The sequence below is a fragment of the Kineosporia rhizophila genome, assembly GCF_021277265.1.
In the GTDB taxonomy this organism is placed as follows: domain Bacteria; phylum Actinomycetota; class Actinomycetes; order Actinomycetales; family Kineosporiaceae; genus Kineosporia; species Kineosporia rhizophila.
Genome location: NZ_JAJSOH010000001.1, coordinates 588934 through 605765 on the forward strand (window position 1 = coordinate 588934; position 16832 = coordinate 605765).

Consider the following 16832-nt stretch of genomic DNA (forward strand, 5'->3'; position numbering starts at 1 on the left):
AGATGTCTCTGGCAACCCAGAACGAGGCGCTCAGCGGTGTCCGCAAGGCCGCCATCTTCCTGGTCCAGCTGGGCCAGGAGAAGGCTGCGCGGATCATGGGCATGCTGCCCGAGGACATCGTCGAGGAACTCACCGGCGAGATCGTGCGGCTCAAAGAGGTCAGCGCGATCGATGCCGAGGCGGTGCTGTCCGAGGCCCACGACAACCTGGCGGCGCAGTCCGGCTCCCGGGGCGGCATGGACCTGGCCCGGCAGCTGCTGGCCCAGAGTCTGGGCAGCGACCGGGCCGAGGAGATCATGGAGCGCCTCGGCGCCTCCCTGGCCGAGATGCCGTTCGAGGGGATCCGCCGGGCCGACGCCCGGCAGCTGCTCTCGTTCCTCGCCGACGAGCACCCGCAGACCATCGCCCTGGTCCTGGCCCACCTCGCCCCGCAGCAGTCGGCGGTGGTGCTCTCCGGCCTGGCCCAGAGCCTGCAGGCCCAGGTGGCCTACCGGATCGCCTCGATGGAACCGGCCAGTCCGGACGTGATCCGGCTGGTGGAGCGGGAACTCGAGCGCCGGATGACCACGGTGCTGGGCCCGCAGGAGATGTCCAGCGTGGGTGGTGTGGAACCGCTGGTGGCGATCATCAACCGGGCCGACCGCTCGACCGAGCGGATGATCCTCGAGGGCCTGGAGACGGTGAACCCGGAACTGGCGGAGACCGTCCGCGCCCAGATGTTCATCTTCGAGGACATCCTCACCCTCGACGACAAGGCGATCCAGCTGGTGCTGCGCAACGTCGAGAGCGGCGACCTGGCCCTGGCCCTCAAGGGCGTCAGCCCGGCGGTCAAGGACAAGATCACCCGCAACCTGTCCGCCCGTGCGGCCGAGAACCTGGTCGAGGAGATCGACCTGCTCGGTGCCGTCCGGATCAAGCAGGTCGAGGAGGCCCAGGCCAAGGTGGTCCAGGAGATCCGGGCTCTGGAGCAGACCGGCCAGATCCTCATCCAGCGCGGCGACGACGAGGCGATGGTGGAGTGATGACGTCCCGAACCGGTTCCAGCCCGGTGCTTTCCGGGGCCGAGGCGCAGGCTGCGGTGCGGCCGGCCAATCTGGACCGGCCGCTGCACCGGGGCACGATCGACCCGCAGTACAGCGATCCCCGGCTGGAGGAGATGATCCGGGCCACCGCCGAGCGAGCCCGCGAGGAGGCCCAGGCCCAGGGGTATCTGGCCGGCTGGTCACAGGGCCGGCAGGCGGCGGCCGAGGAGAACGTCCGGGTGCAGGCCCGGCTGCAGGAGGAGAACCAGAAGCTGCGGGCCCAACTCACGGTCGAGGCCCAGCAACTGCTGGAGAACCTCCGGGACGCCACCCGGCAGGTTCAGCAGGCCACCCTGCCGCAGTGGAACGAGGTCTCGGACATCCTGACCGATGGGGCCCTGCGCCTCGCCGAGGCGGCGTTGGGCCGGGAACTTCAGACAATGGACGATTCGGTCACCTCAGCGGTCCAGGCTGCACTTCGGCAGGTGGCCGCCTCCGAGGAGACCGAGGTGCACCTGCACCCCTCCGACGCCGAGGTCCTGGCCGAGGACGCGGTCGAGGGGGTGACGATCGTGCCCGACCCGGCGGTGCCCGCGGGTGCGGTCACGGTGCTCACCCCGACCCAGCGGTTGCGGCACGACCTTCCGGGGGCGCTCAGCGCCGCCGAGGAGGTGCTGCGTTCGTGAGTTCTTCGCTGGCTGAGACTCTTCGGCAGCGGCTGGACGCCGCGGCCGGGGCGGCTGCCCCGCGGCCCGAGGGGCGGGTCGGCGAGGTCGTCGGTCTGGGCATCGGCGTGCGCGGGCTGTCCGCGGCCGTCAACGAGCTGCTCAGCATCGAGACCTCGGCCGGGCAGCTGCCCGCCCAGGTGATCGCCGTGCAGCGGGACGGGGTCACGGCGATGCCGCTGGGGGCCACCGCCGGGGTGGCGGCCGGCAACCCGGTCCGGCGGACCGGCGACCAGCTCCGGATCCCGGCCGGCTACGGGATGATGGACCGGATCATCGACCCGCTCGGGCGCCCGATGGACGGCAAGCCGAAACCGGTCGGCGTGAGCTGGGTCCCGGTCGAGAACGCCGCCCCCAACCCGCTGTTGCGCCGTCGGGTGGAGAACGCCCTGCCCACCGGCGTACGGGCGATCGACACCCTGATCCCGGTAGGCGCCGGGCAGCGGGTCGGCATCATGGCCGGCTCCGGTGTGGGTAAGTCCACCCTGCTGGGCATGGCCGTGCGGGGCACCGTGGCCCCGGTGCGCGTGGTCGCGCTGGTCGGTGAACGTGGCCGTGAGGTACGCGAATTCATCGAGGACACCCTGGACGCCGAGGCCCGCAGCCGGACCGTACTGGTGGTGGCCACCGCCGACGACCCGGCACTGCTGCGGGTGACGGCGGCCTTCACCGCGACCCGGATCGCCGAGTGGTTCCGCGACCAGGGCGAGGACGTGCTGCTGGTGGTCGACTCGGTGACCCGGACCGCGATGGCCCAGCGTGAGGTGGCCCTGGCCGCCGGCGAGCCCCCGGCCACCCGCGGCTACCCGGCCAGTGTGTTCGCCATGATGCCGCGCCTGCTGGAGCGCTCGGGACCGGGTCAGAACGGTTCCATCACCGCCCTTTACACGGTTCTGGTGGAGGGCGACGACCTGCAGGACCCGGTCGGCGACACCGCCCGAGGCATCCTGGACGGGCACATCGTGCTGTCCCGTGACCTGGCCACCGCCGGCCACTTCCCCAGCATCGACGTGCTGGAGTCGGTCTCCCGGGTGGAGCGGGCGATCCTCAGCGAGGAGGACCGCCAGCTCGCGCTCACCCTGCGGCGGCTCATGGCCTCCTGGCGCGACGTGCGCGAACTGGTCGAGGTCGGCGCCTACGTGAGCGGCAGCGACCCGGTGGCCGACGCCGCGATCCGGCTGCGCCCGGCGATCGACAACTTCCTGCGTCAGCGTCCCGACGAGGCGATCCCGGTCCAGCAGTCGTGGGCCGAGCTGGCCGGTCTGCTGCAGGTGAGGCGATGAGGCCGGTGCCGTAGTGGCCAAGAAGGGGTTTCGCCTGGCCACGGTGGAGCGGCTGCGCGAGAAGCGCCTCGAGGAGGCCGCCCAGGCACTGCACGAGGCGCAGGCCGCGGTGCGCGAGGCGACGGCCCGGCGCGACGACCTGCTCGAACGGCTCCGGGCCGGGCGGCACGGCGGGAACACCGCGCACGAGCTGGAACTGGAGTCGGTGTACCGGTTCCGGCTGCGCGGTGACCTGGCCGAGGTCGAGCACGAACTGAAGAAGCTCAGCGCGAAGCTGAACGAGCGGCGGGAGGCCTGGTTGCAGGCCCGGGCCGAGGTGCACGCGGTGGCCGCCCTGCACGACCGCTACCGGCGGCAGCGGGCCGAGATGCTGATGCGCGCCGAGCAGAAGGAACTGGACGAACGGGCCGGGTCCGGGCGCCGCCTGCCGGTGCCGACCAACGGCAACGAAGACGGGGGGAACTGATGTCCGAGGGCATGAGCGCGGTGCTGGGGCGGATCAGCCAGATCGAGGCCCTGATCAATCCGCAGCGGGTGAACCAGTCCGCCGCGACGTCGGCCGCCTCCTCCACCGCAGCCACGGCGGCCACGGGCTCGGCCACGACCGGCTCGACCGAGTTCGACGACCTGCTGGAACTGGTCAACGGCAAGACCGGCGACACCGGTACCCGCGGATCGTCCGGAGCCACCAAGAGCCTGGCCGAGCAGGCGGTCTCGATCGCCAAGCAGTACCTGGGCGTGCCCTACCGGTGGGGCGGCAACGACCCGTCGACCGGTCTGGACTGTTCCGGCTTCACCAAGCTGGTGTTCGGCCAACTGGGTATCGACCTGCCGCGCACCAGCGCCCAGCAGGCTACGGTCGGTACCAGGGTCTCCTCGCTGGCTGCCGCCCAGCCCGGCGACCTGGTGTTCTTCAACTCCCCGGTCTCCCACGTGGGGATCTACCTGGGTGGCGGCAAGATGATCGACGCGCCCAAGGCCGGCGACGTGGTCCGGATCCGCGACGTCTACGAGACCCCGGCGCACATCCGCCGGGTGATCAGCGACGCCGGCGGTTCCTCGTCCGACTCGGTGGCCCGGACACTGGCCCAGCTGACCGGTTCGGCCGGCTCCGGTTCACTCGGATCGACGCCGTACGCAAGGCTTTTCGAATCTTCCGGCAAGAAGTACGGCCTGGATCCGGCGCTCCTGTCGGCCGTGGCCAAGACGGAGAGCAACTACAACGCCTCGGCCCGCAGCCCGGCCGGCGCCCTCGGCCTGATGCAGATCATGCCCGGCACCGCCCGGGAACTGGGGGTGGACCCGATGGTCCCGGCCCAGGCGGTGGACGGTGCCGCCCGCTACCTGGCGGACCAGCTGCGCACCTTCGGCCGGGTCGATCTGGCCCTGGCCGCCTACAACGCCGGACCCGGTGCGGTCCGGAAGTACGACGGTGTACCGCCCTATTCCGAAACCGAGAACTACGTCCGACGAGTACAGAACGCTTGGGGGCAACTGCGATGACCGCTTCGACCAACCTGCAGAGTGCGATCGATTCCCTGATCGGCCCGGCCGCCGGCCGGCCCACCTTCCGTAACGACTCGGCCCTGGCGGCGGAGCGCGGGCTCCAGTTCGACCAGCAACTGTCCAAGGCCCAGGACCGCTCGTACGACGAGCGCGTGCTGGACCGCCAGAACGCCTCCGAACGGGCCGCCCAGGACGCGGCGCGACGGCGCACCGCAGCCGCCCGCGACCGGGCGGAGGACGCCGCCGAGGACCGAGAGGCCGAGAACCGCGCGGCTGAGAAGGCCGCCGACCGGGCCGCCGCCGAGAAGGCCGCCGACCGGCGGGCGATGCTCACCGAGTCGCTGATCGACACCCGCGCCGACGTGACTGCGCAGGCCGGTCTGGAGCCCAGCGAGACCTACCGCACCGCCTCCCAGAACGCGGAGGCCGCCTCGGCCTCGGCGTCGGCGGAGGTGTCGGCCCTGGTCCAGGTTCTGGCCGCCGAATCGCTGGCGGCCCGCCAGATCGCGCAGGCGCTGGCCGGGGCCGACGCCGAGGCTGCGGCGAAGGTGCCGACGGTGACCTCGATCGAGACCACCACCGGCCCGGACGGTGTGCACACCCGGCTCTCCATCGAGGTGGCCCTGGACGCCTCGGCCGGTGGAGCCGAGGGCGAGGCCGGGCTGGACGCGAACCTGGCTGCTCGCCTGAGCGCCGAGATCGAGGGCCGGCACAACAGCGTGCTGGCCGCTCTGCTCGGGGTGGACGCAGACGCCTCGGTCGATGCCGCCACCGGGGTGCAGGGCACCGCTGGCGCCGCCGCCGGGGTCGGGGCTGGCACTGGTGCTGGTGCTGGTGCTGGGGCTGGGGTCACCGGAGCTGCTGACCTGGCCGGCACCGCTGCCGCTACTGCCAAGGCTGGTGTGAGCGGTGACCAGGGTGAGCAGGCTCCGGCCACCGGGAAGACCGGCTCCGGCCTGCCGGAGGACACCCAGGCCGCTGCGAAGGCCAAGGCCGGCGGGTCGGCCTCGGCCGAGGTGGCGGCGGAGGTGGCCAAGGCTGCCGCCGCGGGCATCACCCAGAAGTTCGACCCGTCCTCGATGCCGAACCGGATCATGGTCGACGGCCAGTGGATGAACGGGACCGAAGCGGCTGCGAAGCTGAACGGCACCGCTGCGGGCGAGGGCACCGGGACCTCCGGGACCTCGGGCACCTCCGGGAGCACGGCGCCGCTGCCCTCGCGGATCATGGTCGACGGTCAGTGGATGACCGGGGCCGAGTTCGCCTCCCTGAACAGTAAGCCGGCCGCCGACGAGACCGCGCCGACGAAGTCCACCGGGGCCACCGGCACCCAGGACGGCACTGAGGGTGCCGAAGGGGCCGGTACCGCCGGCGACGCGACGAAGGCCGCGGCCCGCTCGGGCGCGACCTCCGACTCGTCCGCTGATGCGGAATCGTCCGAGAGCTCGCAGTCCTCCGCCCGTAACGACGCCTTCGCCACTCAGATCAACCAGGCCCAGCAGACGCAGCAGGCCCAGCTGCCCACTGCCGTGACCGGCTCCGGCTACAGCTCGGCGGCCGCCGAGAGCGTGGCCCAGCAGGTGGGGATGCAGCTCGCGGCCCAGCTGCGCAACGTGCGCGACGGTAATCACCGTGCGGTGATCCACCTTTCGCCGGACGAGCTGGGCGACGTGACGGTCACTCTGTCGGTGCACAACGGTGACGTCCGGCTCGACCTGCTCGCGGCCCCGGCGGCGCTGAGCCAGCTGCAGGCCGGGCTGAACGACCTGCGCGAGCAGATGTCGCAGGCCGGGCTGAACCTGGCCGACGTCAACCTGGAGGCGAGCACGAGCACCGAGACCGCCACCAGCAGCGGGAGCGGTCAGTCCGGCTACCAGCCGGGCACCCCGCTCACCGGTGCGAGTTCGATGAACACAGGGACGGCCGGAAGGCCGATGGCCCTGGCCGGTGCGTCAGGCACCCCGATGACCGGTGCTGCGATGAGTGACAGCGCCCTCGACGTGACGATCTGACGCCCACCCCCGGACTGCGAGGAGGACCCGATGCCCACGAGCGCACCCATCGGCAACATCGCCGACATCGTCAAGGCGAACCAGACCGCCAGTGCCCAGGAAGTCTCCCGGGCCACCAACAGCACCACCTCCGACAAGGACATGTTCCTGAAACTTCTTCTGGCCCAGATGAAGTACCAGGACCCGATGAACCCCACGGACTCGGCCCAGTACCTCTCCCAGATGGCGCAGTTCACCACCGTGGAGAAGCTGCAGGACATGGTCGACAACACCACCAGCCTGCTCACCGCCAGCCAGATGCAGTCGGCGCTGAACATGGTCGGAGCCACGGTGGAGTACGGCCTGGGCGACAAGCAGGGCAGCGGTGTCGTCACCGGCATCGCCATGATCGACGGCTCCCCCCAGCTGATGGTCACCAACGGTGAGAAGACCACCAAGGTGCCGCTGGCCGACGTCTCCAGTGTGAAGGTGGCCGGCACCGCGACGGTCCCGGACGAGAAGTCCGAGGAGACCCCGCCGAAGTCCGCCGCCCAGAACACGACCGATCCCTCCCGGTCCGACGACACCGGGACGATCTGACCCGTCCTGGTCCCCCAGTTCCGGGCGCACGATGCGCCGGATTTCCCCGGCACGGATGCCGACCGCAGTAATGACCGAACCAGGAGGTCCGGCATGCTCCGCTCACTCTTCACCGGAATCAGCGGCCTGAAGGCCCACCAACAGATGATGGACGTGGTCAGCAACAACATCGCCAACGTCAACACCACCGGCTTCAAGACCTCGAACATCGTCTTCGAGGACACGCTGAGCCAGCTGCTGCGGGCCGCCGGGGCCTCGACCGCGACCAGCGGTGGCCTGGACCCGACGCAGATCGGTCTGGGTGTGAAGCTGGCTGCGGTGCAGCAGAACTTCGCCCAGGGATCGGCCCAGGTCACGAACAAGGCGACCGACCTGATGATCAACGGTGACGGGTTCTTCGTGCTCGACGACGGCGGCACCCAGGTGTACTCCCGGGCCGGCGCGTTCACTCTGGACAACGACGGCTTCCTGGTGAACCCGAACGGTATGTACGTGCAGGGTTTCCAGGCCGTGGACGGTACGCTCACCGCCTACGGTGAGCTCGGCCGACTGCAGCTCCAGGCCGGCCTGAGCATTCCGGGCTCGGCGACCACCACGGTCTCGCTGGGCGGCAACCTGGATCCTGAGGGCACGGCCGAGCTCCAGGTCACGGCCACCGTCTACGACGAGGGCGGCGCGGCCTACGCGGTGCCGATCATCCTGACCCCGAACGGCGACGGCACCTACGCCGTGCAGGCCCGCGACCCTGCCGACAACGACGCCGACCTGGGTACGGCCGGCACCGTGGCCTTCGACACCGCCGGCCGGTACGACGCCGGGGCCTCCACCGCCCCCACGTTCACCATCAACGGCGTGAACATGACGGTGGACCTCAGCCAGTTCACCGGCTACGCCGGCATCAGCGGACCCCAGACCAGGGACGTGGACGGTTTCGCGGCCGGCACCCTGAACGAGTTCCAGATCGGGCCGGACGGGGTGATCACCGGCATCTTCAGCAACGGCCAGAAGCAGGCCCTGGGCCAGCTCGCCCTGGCCACGTTCAACAACGTGAACGGTCTGGAGAAGCAGGGCGACAGCGTGTACCGCGACACCGCCAACTCCGGTCTGCCGCAGATCGGTATCGCCGGTTCCGGTGGCGTGGGCCTGGTCACCGGGGGCGCCCTGGAGATGTCCAACGTCGACCTGGCGGCCGAGTTCACCAACATGATCATCGCTCAGCGCGCCTTCCAGGCGAACTCCAAGGTGATCACCTCCAGCGACGAGATCCTGCAGGAACTGGTCAACATCAAGAGGTAGTGACTGCTCGGCGTCAGGGAGGGTCACCGGTCACCGTCAGGCGGCCGGTGGCCCTCTCGCGCGTCACCCGGCCGGATCACCCACTGTGCAGCTACTTTCGGGTGACCGCCGGACGGACGTCGGCCGTACGGGCCCGGGTCAGCGCCCAGGCCGGGCATTTACGCATCTTCCGGGGCGGTCGGCCGAGGCGCCGGACCGCCCGGGTAGCCCGACCGGAGCAGCCGGTACCCGATCGTCTCAATCCCGGGCCCCCGCTGCCGACCGATTAAGAGGTGGCCAAAGGACGGGCCACACAACTCCAAGGACGGATCTTCGCGTGATCATTCTGACCCGACTGGGTAACGGGATAGCCGTTGCGGTGAACCCAGACCTGATCGAACGCGCCGAGGCGACCCCCGACACCGTCATCACGCTGGTCGACGGCCACAAGCTGGTCATCGAGGAGCCGCTGCCGCGTGTCGTCGAGCTGGTCCGCACCTGGCGCGCCTCGGTCGCGGCCGAGGCGATCACCCTCGCCCGGTACGGCGGCGACGCCGGGACGCTGCGGCCCGCCTCCGAGCAGGAGGCCGGCACCGCCTCGATGGCCGACCGCACCAGTCAAGATTCGACAATCGGCCGGGTTCTACGGCTGCCCTCACGGGAGGTGTGAGCATGGACGTGGCAATGATTGCCGGCGTGGTCGTCGCGATGGTGGCGATCTTCGTCTCGATGATCCTCGAGGGCGGCAGCCCGCTGGCGATCTTCCTGATCCCGCCGATCCTGCTGGTCATCGTGGGTACCTTCGGCGCCTGCATGGGTGGCGGCACGATCCCCTCGATGATGACCGCCTTCAAGTGGCTGGCCTACGCGTTCACCGCCAAGCCGCCCAACCACGAGGAGATCGTGGAGCCGCTGGTGAAGATGGCCGAGAAGGCCCGCCGGGAAGGGCTGCTGTCGCTGGAGTCCGAGATGGACGACGTCGCAGACCCGTTCATGCAGCGCGGCCTGCAGATGGCCGTCGACGGCACCGACCCCGACGACCTGTACGACATCCTGATGGCCGAGGTGCGGGCGAAGAAGGCGTCGGCCGCCATCGGCGCCGGATTCTGGACCGACGCAGGCGGTTACGCCCCGACGATCGGTATCGTCGGTACCGTCCTCGGTCTGATCCACGTGCTCGAGAACCTCGACGACCCCTCGAGCCTGGGCGCCCTGATCGCCGCGGCCTTCGTCGCCACCCTGTGGGGCGTCATGTCGGCCAACGTGATGTTCCTGCCCTGGGGCAAGCGGATCAAGTATCTGGCCGCCCAGGAGGCGGCCAAGATGGAACTGATCATTGATGGGGTGCTGGCGATCCAGGCCGGCTCCAACCCGCGGGTGGTGGCCACCAAGCTGCGCTCGAAGATGACCCCGACCGGCCCGAACGAAGTGCGTGAGGCGGCCTGATGAGCGGCGGCGGGGGCGGTAAGCGCCGGGGTCACGAGGAGGAGCACGAGGAGCACGAGAACCACGAGCGCTGGCTGGTCAGCTACGCCGACATGATGACCCTGCTGATGGTGCTCTTCATCGTGCTCTTCGCGATCAGCCAGGTGGACTCCAAGAAGTTCGCCGCCCTGGCGACCGGTCTGTCGACCAGCTTCGGTACTCCCACCGAGGTTCTCAGCGGTGGTCCGGCCCTGCTCGACCCGGGAGGTGCGGTCGCCCCCGACACCATGCCCAGGCCCGGAGCGGACGGGACGAACGAACCCCAGGAGGGGCAGGTCGACCCGGAGAAGGTGGCCGAACTGGTCAAGGCCACCGAAGAGGCCGCGGTGAAGGAGGAGGTCAACAACCTCCGGGAAGCGCGGAAGGAACTCAGGAATGCGCTGAGCCGGGCCGGACTCAAGAACGGCGCCAACTTCCGGTTCGACGAGCGCGGCCTGGTGGTCACCATCGCCACCGACAACGTGCTGTTCACCAGCGGCAGTGCCACCCTGCAGCCGCGCGGCCAGCGGATCCTGAACGCCCTGGGCCCGACCCTGCGGAGTCTGCCCAACCGGCTGAGCGTGGACGGGCACACCAACTCGATCCCGATCCGCACCGCGCAGTTCGCCTCCAACTGGGAGCTTTCCGGTCAGCGGGCCTCGAACGTGTTGCGCTACCTGCACAACGAGCAGAGCATCCCGTTCCGCCGGATGACCTTCACCGGTTTCGCCGACACCCGGCCCCGGCTCTCCAACGACGACCCACGGGCGGTGGTCGTCAACCGCCGGGTCGAGATCGTCGTCGTGGCCCGGGTGGACGAGTCGGCCGGCCAGGCCGTCGAGGACCTCGGCAACCAGAGCGGTTCCACCACCTCGGGCGAGTAGCTCGCCCACGGACCACCAGACCACAGAAGGAGACAGTCACATGGCCAAGGCAGAAGAGAAGGAGGGCGATGAGGAGGCCAAGGGCGGGGGCAAGAAGAAGCTCCTGATCATCGCCCTGCCCGTCGTCGTCCTGATCCTCGCCGCCGCCTACTTCCTCGTGCTGAAGCCGAAGGACGACGGGGCCGCGGCCGCGTTGCCGGAACCGACCGCCGGTGTCGTGGTCCCGCTGGAGTCGATCACGGTGAACCTCGCCAGCGGCCACTTCCTCAAGGTGGGGGTCGCTCTGCAGCCCACCGCCGAGGCGGCCGAGGTGGACGGCTCCAAGGCGCTGGACAAGATCATCGACGTGTTCAGCGGCATGTCCGTGGCCGAGCTGTCCGAGGCCAAGGGCAAGGACGAGGCCAAGGAGGAGCTGGTGGCCCGGATCAAGCTGGCCTACCTGCCGCACGGCGAGATCACCCACGAGGAGATCAAGAAGGCCAACGAGGAGGTCAGCGGAGGCAAGGCGCACGAGGACGACGAGCTGACCGCCGCCCAGGCGATCAAACGCGCGTCCGAGCTGACCGTGCAGCCGGAGGTCTACGACCTCTACTTCACCGAGTTCGTGATGCAGTGAGGTCCTGACCGACCAGACCCGAGCACGAACGGACGGCGGTGGCAGCCCCCCAAGGCTGCCACCGCCGTCCTTCGTTTGCCGTCCTGACCGCCCCGCCGCAGATACCGCCGGAGACGGTTAAAGGATCTCGCCCGGCCCACCGATGCACCTTTCGTGGGCTACTCCAATCAGGCGACCAGCACGGGCAGACGCCCAAGGGCAGGTGCTCGGACCTATGACTTCCGCCGGCCGGTCAGGCTGGCCCGGGAGGATGCCCACCTGCTGAAGGTCGCGATGCAGACCTTCGGCCGGCAGGCAACCACCGTGCTGACGACCAGTCTCCGTGCGGTCAGCGTGCTCAGCCTCGTGCAGGTCGAGGAGATGAGTTACGACGAGTTCCTGTCGGGGCTGCCCGAGGCGAGCGTCTGCGCCGTGATGTCGCTGGAACCGTTGCAGGGCAAGGCGCTGATGAGTCTCGACCTCAGCAACCTGATGGTCATGATCGACCATCTGCTGGGCGGCAGCGGGGTCGACGAGCAACCCGAGCGTCCGCTGACCGACATCGAGCAGACGCTGGTCCGGCACCTGCTGGGCCGGGCGCTGCGCGAGTTCGCCTACGCGCTCGAGCCGATCGCGGTCACCCGGCCGCAGCTGCTCACGCTGGAGAGCAACGCGCAGTTCGTGCAGGCGGCCGCGGCCACCGACCCGGTGATCGTGGCCCGCATGCAGCTGGCAGTGGGTGAGCGGGTCAGCACGATGGACCTGTGCATGCCCTACGCCATGCTGCAGCCGGCCCTCGAGCAGGCCACCCGGTCGCAGGACCGCGGTGAGAAGCAGAAGCAGCGCAGTGCGGCGGCCGCCAAGACCACCCAGCGGCTGAACGACGTCGAGGTCGACGTCTCGATCCGCTTCGACCCGCTGCGGATGAGCTCCTCGCAGATCGGCCGGCTGGCCGTGGGTGACGTGGTCAGCCTGGGGCACCGCACGTCCAAGCCGCTGGAGGTCACTTCGGCGTCCTCCACGTTCGGCTACGCGATCCCCGGCGCCAGCGGCAAGCAGCTGGCGGCTCTGATCGTCGATCCGGAGCAGTAACTTCGCGGAAGTTCACTCAGTCAGCTCAATCGACGCAGGGATGCGGCCGAGAAGGCAGGGAAGCCACCTCGACATCTGACTCATCGCACACCGAGGACCCCTCATGTCTTTCTCAGCCTCACCCATGGTTCCCGAGCAGCGCACAGGCGATGCCGGCAACCGGGACGCAGTGGCCCAGGCCGCGATCGGGGCCGTGCGGGAAGCCCTGCCGCAGATCCCCTCGGCCTCGCCGCTGACCATCGGCGAACCGGTCGCGGACCCGGCCCAGGCCGTCCTGCCCGATCCGGCCGGCGCCGCGATCACGGCCTTCCTCTCCGGCGGGGTCGAGGGCAAGGTGCTCCTGGTCGTCGGTCAGGAGCTGGTCGACGCCCTGGCCGGCACCCCGTTCGGCTCGCTCGAGCCGGCCCAGGCCCTGCGCCCGGCGCTGGACTCGATCGCCAGTTCGCTGGGCGGCCGGCTGGACGGTGACCCCACCGCCACCCCGGTCGAGCAGTGCCTGGAGGTGCTCAACGGCGGCACCACGGTGATCCTGCCGCTGGCCGGGCCGGAGGGCAGCACCACCGCGCTGGTCGGGCTCTCGATCACGCAGATGGCGCCCTCCGCCCCCGCTGCTCCGGCCGCCTTCGGCGCCCGGCCCAGCTCCGGCGGCAACAGCTGGGGCATCGAGATGCTGCGCGACGTCGAGATGGAGGTGACCTGCGAGCTGGGCCGCACCCGGATGTCGGTGCGGCAGCTGCTCGCCCTGGCCCCCGGTGACGTGGTCGAGCTCGACCGGCTCGCCGGGTCACCGGCCGACCTGCTGGTCAACGGCACGCTGCTGGCCCGCGGCGAGGTGGTCGTGGTGGACGAGAGCTTCGGCCTGCGGATCACCGAGATCGTCACCCGGGACGCGACGTGATCGGCGACCTGGACCAGCTCGGGCGCGTGGTCGGCGGCCTGATCGTGGTTCTGATGACGATCGCCCTGGCCGCCCGGCTCGCCCGGCGGGCCGGGGGTGAGAACGGCACCAGCGGCCTGCGGATCGTCGAGCGGATCGGCCTGTCCCGTGAGGCCAACCTCGCGGTGGTCGAGATCAGCGACCGTAAGCTGCTTCTCGGTGTCACCTCGCAGGGGGTGACGATGCTGGCCGACTTCGACGACGCCGACGAGGCGGTCCGGAGCGCAGTCCAGAACGCAGCCCAGAAGCAGCTCACCGGCCGCCGTAGCCGGCGCACCCCGGCCGCCGCCCGGGCCGGTTCAGCCGGTGCGGTGGCGGATGCCGTGAAGTCGAGTCTGCGTCGTCAGCTCGGCCTCCGGAGCAACCGGCAGGAAGCGGACGAGGCATTCGCCGGGCGCCGGACCGCCAGGCGCGGGCGTCGGTCGAAGGGCTTCGGCCTCACCCGGCCCACCGCCGTCCCCAACAGCGAGCCAAGTTTCGTGCCCGGTTTCGTCCCCACCTCGATCAGTGCGCCGGAGAACATCGACGCCGAGGATCTGTTCGAGAGCGAGTTGGCTGCGCAGGAACTTGCCGCAGCCTTCGGCGCCCCGGCGACGGAGGCAGAACTGCCACCGTCTCCGGCTGCTGCGGCCTACGCAGAGGAGGAGCTGATGCCTACTCAGCCACAGACCTCCCCTGCGCCGGTAGACGCACTGCTCATCGACGTCCGTGATTTGACCGATGCACCCCACTACACCGACCTCGACACCCTCGAGCCGGACCCACTGGACCCGACCGTCCCGGTGCTCGCCTTCGAACCGGACCACCCGGCTCAGTCTGCCGAGTTGCTGCTCGAATCCGAGCGTCCGGTGCGCCGTTCCGGTCGCCGGGCGGCCGGACCGCCCCGCGATCCCGGTCCCCTCACCCGGGCCCAGAACCGCGCCTCGCTGCGGGACACTCCCGCCGAGGACGAGCCTCTGCCTCTGCCGGACGGCCTTCAGGTGGACGAGTTCCCCGACTTGGCCAGCGCCCTGCGCGCCGCCGGCCGGACCACGGCCGAGCCCGAACCGGAACCCGCACCGCAGCCGACGCCGCTCCCGAGCGCCGAGGTGACCGGAAGGCGGGCTTTCGTTCCCGACAGCCCGGCCGCCCTGATCCAGAGGACCACGGAGTCACTGCCGGAACGTACTGCCCGACAGGTAGCTGCTTTCCAGGCCGAGGCCTACCCCGGTCGTCGGGCCGCAGGCCAGCCCGAGCGGCGGCTGCGCCCCCAGCGTCAGCCTCAGGAGCCGGTGCCGGTGCCGGTGCCGGGCCAGGGGCGCCGAGTGGCCCAGCCCCAGGACCAGTCTGCGGACCATCAGCCCGCCCATGTCGCGAGCCGGCCCTCGGGCCGACGGTCCCAGGAGCTGAACCCGCAGGTGAACGGATCGGTGTTGTCGCCCAGGACGTGGCGGCAGGGAGTCGACGCGCTGCGCGACCTGACCGTCCGGCGAGGCTGACCATGGACGGCCGTTCCCCACGGAAGGTGGGGGAACCTCCCGGAGCCAGAGGCGTTGGGGGACTACGACCCGCACTCCGGCTGCTCGCCGGCCTGGTGTTCGGCGTGGCCTTCCTTCTGCTGCAGGTGCCTTCGGCCCAGGCCGCTCCGGTCTCCGAGACACCGGCCGTGAGTGTGGCTGCCGTACAAGCCGTGAGTGTGACTGCTGTACAGGCCAACACGGTCGAGCCGGGCGACAACGACGTCACCGTCAGCGTTCCCGGTCAGCGCAGCCAGGTGCTGTCGATCATCATCCTGGTCACCCTGATCGGGGTCGCTCCATCACTCCTGCTGCTGTGCACCTCGTTCACCAAGATCGTGGTGGTGCTGTCGCTGACCCGCAGCGCCCTGGGCACCCCCTCGGTACCGCCGAACCAGGTGCTGGTCGGTCTGGCCCTGTTCCTCTCTCTCTTCATCATGGGCCCGACCGCCGACGCCATCAACGAGGCGGCCATCCAGCCCTACAGCGCCGGCGACCTCAACGCCACCGAGGCCTACCGGGCCGGTACCGACCCGATGCGCGAGTTCATGCTGCGGTTCACCCGCGACGAGGAACTGGCGCTGATGACCAAGGCGGCCGACCTGCCCCTGCCGGAGAACCGGGAGACCGTCGAGCTCCGCACCCTGGTACCGGCTTTCGTGCTCAGCGAGCTGCGCGGTGCGTTCATCATCGGGTTCGTCATCTTCATCCCGTTCCTGGTGATCGACATCGTGGTCAGCGCGATCCTGATGTCGCTGGGTATGGTCATGCTGCCTCCGGCGCTCGTCTCGCTGCCGTTCAAGCTGCTGCTGTTCGTGCTGGTCGACGGTTGGACGCTGATCGTGACCACCCTGATCGGCAGCTATCGCTAGCGCCCGTTCCCCCCTGCCCGATCCCCGACCCGGAGGCGCGTTATGGAAGACACGATCATCCAGATCGTCGCGGCCGCCCTGCTCACCGCGACCAAGGTGGCCGGCCCCGTGCTGGGCGCGACCCTGGGGGTCGGGCTGGTGCTGTCGATCGTCCAGTCCGCCACCCAGATCCAGGAACAGACCCTGACCTTCGTGCCCAAGCTGGTGGTGACCGCGGTCGTCCTGGTGCTCACCGGGGGCTGGTGCCTGAAGACGCTGGAGGGCTTCACCCGGGAACTGTTCGCCATGGTCCCCAATCTGCTCAACAGCTGAGAAGGCCCTGTGGACCTCGGTTTCGCCACGCTGACGCTCTCGGGCTACCTGCTCGCCCTGGGCCGGGTCGTCGGCTTCGTCCTGATCGCCCCGCCGTTCAACACCCGGGCGATGCCCAGCCAGGTGCGGGCGACGACGGCGTTCGCCCTGGCGATCCCGATGTCCACCTGGACCGTCCGGCAGGCCCCGCCGCTCGGCTCGGGCGCGATGATCGGGCAGATGCTGCTGCAGATGCTGCTCGGGGTGGCGCTCGGCTACTTCGTGCTGATGGCGGTGGCCGCGATCCAGACCATCGGTGACTTCATCGACCTGGCCGGTGGTTTCAGCATCACCCAGGGCCTGGACCCGCTGTCGATGGTGCAGAGCTCGGTGATGGGCCGGCTGCACCAGCTGATCGCGATCACCCTGCTGTTCGCCGCCGACGGCCACCTGGTGATCCTCACCGGGCTGTCGCGCACCTTCGAGATCTCGGCCCTGGCCCGGATGGACCTGGCCCTGGTGGCCGAGACCCTGACGAAGATGCTGGCCACCATGTTCGTCTCGGCGATCCAGGTGACCGCGCCGATCCTCGCCGCCCTGCTGATCGCCGACGTGGCCCTGGGTCTGCTCACCCGCGCCGCCCCCGCCCTGAACGCCTTCGCCCTGGCCTTCCCGCTGAAGATCATCCTCAGCCTGTTCCTGATCGGGCTGATCCTCGTGCAGATCCCGGGCACGCTGGAGAACTTCGTCAACACCGCGGGCCTGGCCATGATCCGCCTGGTCGGGGGGTGAGGTCCCG

At 70.0% G+C, this 16832-nt stretch carries 18 protein-coding genes; all 18 read left to right on the forward strand.

Annotated elements, in window-relative coordinates:
- The first annotated feature begins 2 nt into the window (after nucleotides 1-2).
- Nucleotides 3-1022, forward strand: a complete 1020-nt coding sequence (fliG, locus tag LWF15_RS02740) for a flagellar motor switch protein FliG (RefSeq protein ID WP_232808719.1) — start codon at nucleotides 3-5, stop codon at nucleotides 1020-1022.
- On the forward strand, nucleotides 1022-1708 hold the full coding sequence (locus LWF15_RS02745) for a FliH/SctL family protein (RefSeq protein WP_232808720.1): 687 nt from the start codon (nucleotides 1022-1024) through the stop codon (nucleotides 1706-1708). The genes fliG and LWF15_RS02745 overlap by 1 nt, the downstream gene beginning before the upstream one ends.
- Nucleotides 1705-3030, forward strand: coding sequence for a FliI/YscN family ATPase (locus LWF15_RS02750; RefSeq protein ID WP_232808721.1), 1326 nt, complete (start codon nucleotides 1705-1707; stop codon nucleotides 3028-3030). The genes LWF15_RS02745 and LWF15_RS02750 overlap by 4 nt, the downstream gene beginning before the upstream one ends.
- A gap of 13 nt (nucleotides 3031-3043) precedes the next feature.
- On the forward strand, nucleotides 3044-3496 hold the full coding sequence (locus LWF15_RS02755; protein ID WP_232808722.1) for a flagellar export protein FliJ: 453 nt from the start codon (nucleotides 3044-3046) through the stop codon (nucleotides 3494-3496).
- Entirely contained in the window at nucleotides 3496-4533 is a 1038-nt protein-coding gene (locus tag LWF15_RS02760) for an NlpC/P60 family protein (protein ID WP_232808723.1), read from the forward strand. Before LWF15_RS02755 ends, LWF15_RS02760 begins: the two co-directional genes overlap by 1 nt.
- Nucleotides 4530-6548: a flagellar hook-length control protein FliK gene (locus tag LWF15_RS02765; RefSeq protein ID WP_232808724.1), complete on the forward strand. Its 2019-nt coding sequence runs from the start codon at nucleotides 4530-4532 to the stop codon at nucleotides 6546-6548. The genes LWF15_RS02760 and LWF15_RS02765 overlap by 4 nt, the downstream gene beginning before the upstream one ends.
- 30 nt (nucleotides 6549-6578) lie before the next feature.
- Nucleotides 6579-7127, forward strand: a complete 549-nt coding sequence (locus LWF15_RS02770) for a flagellar hook assembly protein FlgD (RefSeq protein WP_232808725.1) — start codon at nucleotides 6579-6581, stop codon at nucleotides 7125-7127.
- A 93-nt stretch (nucleotides 7128-7220) separates the two neighbouring features.
- Nucleotides 7221-8423, forward strand: coding sequence for a flagellar basal-body rod protein FlgF (gene flgF, locus LWF15_RS02775; protein WP_232808726.1), 1203 nt, complete (start codon nucleotides 7221-7223; stop codon nucleotides 8421-8423).
- A gap of 316 nt (nucleotides 8424-8739) precedes the next feature.
- The gene (locus LWF15_RS02780) at nucleotides 8740-9072 is read left to right on the forward strand and encodes a flagellar FlbD family protein (protein ID WP_232808727.1); all 333 of its coding nucleotides are present in this window, start codon (nucleotides 8740-8742) and stop codon (nucleotides 9070-9072) included.
- Nucleotides 9073-9074: 2 nt separating this feature from the next.
- On the forward strand, nucleotides 9075-9848 hold the full coding sequence (locus LWF15_RS02785; protein WP_232808728.1) for a flagellar motor protein: 774 nt from the start codon (nucleotides 9075-9077) through the stop codon (nucleotides 9846-9848).
- Nucleotides 9848-10750: an OmpA/MotB family protein gene (locus LWF15_RS02790; protein WP_232808729.1), complete on the forward strand. Its 903-nt coding sequence runs from the start codon at nucleotides 9848-9850 to the stop codon at nucleotides 10748-10750. Before LWF15_RS02785 ends, LWF15_RS02790 begins: the two co-directional genes overlap by 1 nt.
- Nucleotides 10751-10790: 40 nt before the next feature.
- Nucleotides 10791-11366, forward strand: a complete 576-nt coding sequence (locus tag LWF15_RS02795) for a flagellar basal body-associated FliL family protein (RefSeq protein ID WP_232808730.1) — start codon at nucleotides 10791-10793, stop codon at nucleotides 11364-11366.
- 153 nt (nucleotides 11367-11519) lie between these two features.
- A complete protein-coding gene (locus LWF15_RS37255) occupies nucleotides 11520-12437 on the forward strand; it encodes a flagellar motor switch protein FliM (protein ID WP_285616709.1) in 918 nt (305 codons plus the stop codon).
- A gap of 103 nt (nucleotides 12438-12540) precedes the next feature.
- On the forward strand, nucleotides 12541-13335 hold the full coding sequence (fliN, locus tag LWF15_RS02805) for a flagellar motor switch protein FliN (RefSeq protein ID WP_232808732.1): 795 nt from the start codon (nucleotides 12541-12543) through the stop codon (nucleotides 13333-13335).
- Nucleotides 13332-14852 carry a FliO/MopB family protein gene (locus LWF15_RS02810; RefSeq protein ID WP_232808733.1) on the forward strand — a complete coding sequence of 507 codons (1521 nt, stop codon included), beginning with the start codon at nucleotides 13332-13334 and terminating at the stop codon, nucleotides 14850-14852. The genes fliN and LWF15_RS02810 overlap by 4 nt, the downstream gene beginning before the upstream one ends.
- A gap of 104 nt (nucleotides 14853-14956) precedes the next feature.
- Complete coding sequence (gene fliP / locus LWF15_RS02815) at nucleotides 14957-15742, forward strand: flagellar type III secretion system pore protein FliP (protein ID WP_232808734.1); 786 nt, start codon at nucleotides 14957-14959, stop codon at nucleotides 15740-15742.
- 42 nt (nucleotides 15743-15784) lie between these two features.
- Nucleotides 15785-16054 (forward strand): flagellar biosynthetic protein FliQ, encoded by a 270-nt coding sequence (locus LWF15_RS02820; RefSeq protein ID WP_232808735.1) that lies wholly within the window; start codon nucleotides 15785-15787, stop codon nucleotides 16052-16054.
- A 9-nt stretch (nucleotides 16055-16063) separates the two neighbouring features.
- A complete protein-coding gene (locus tag LWF15_RS02825; RefSeq protein WP_232808736.1) occupies nucleotides 16064-16825 on the forward strand; it encodes a flagellar biosynthetic protein FliR in 762 nt (253 codons plus the stop codon).
- The last annotated feature ends 7 nt before the right edge of the window (nucleotides 16826-16832 follow it).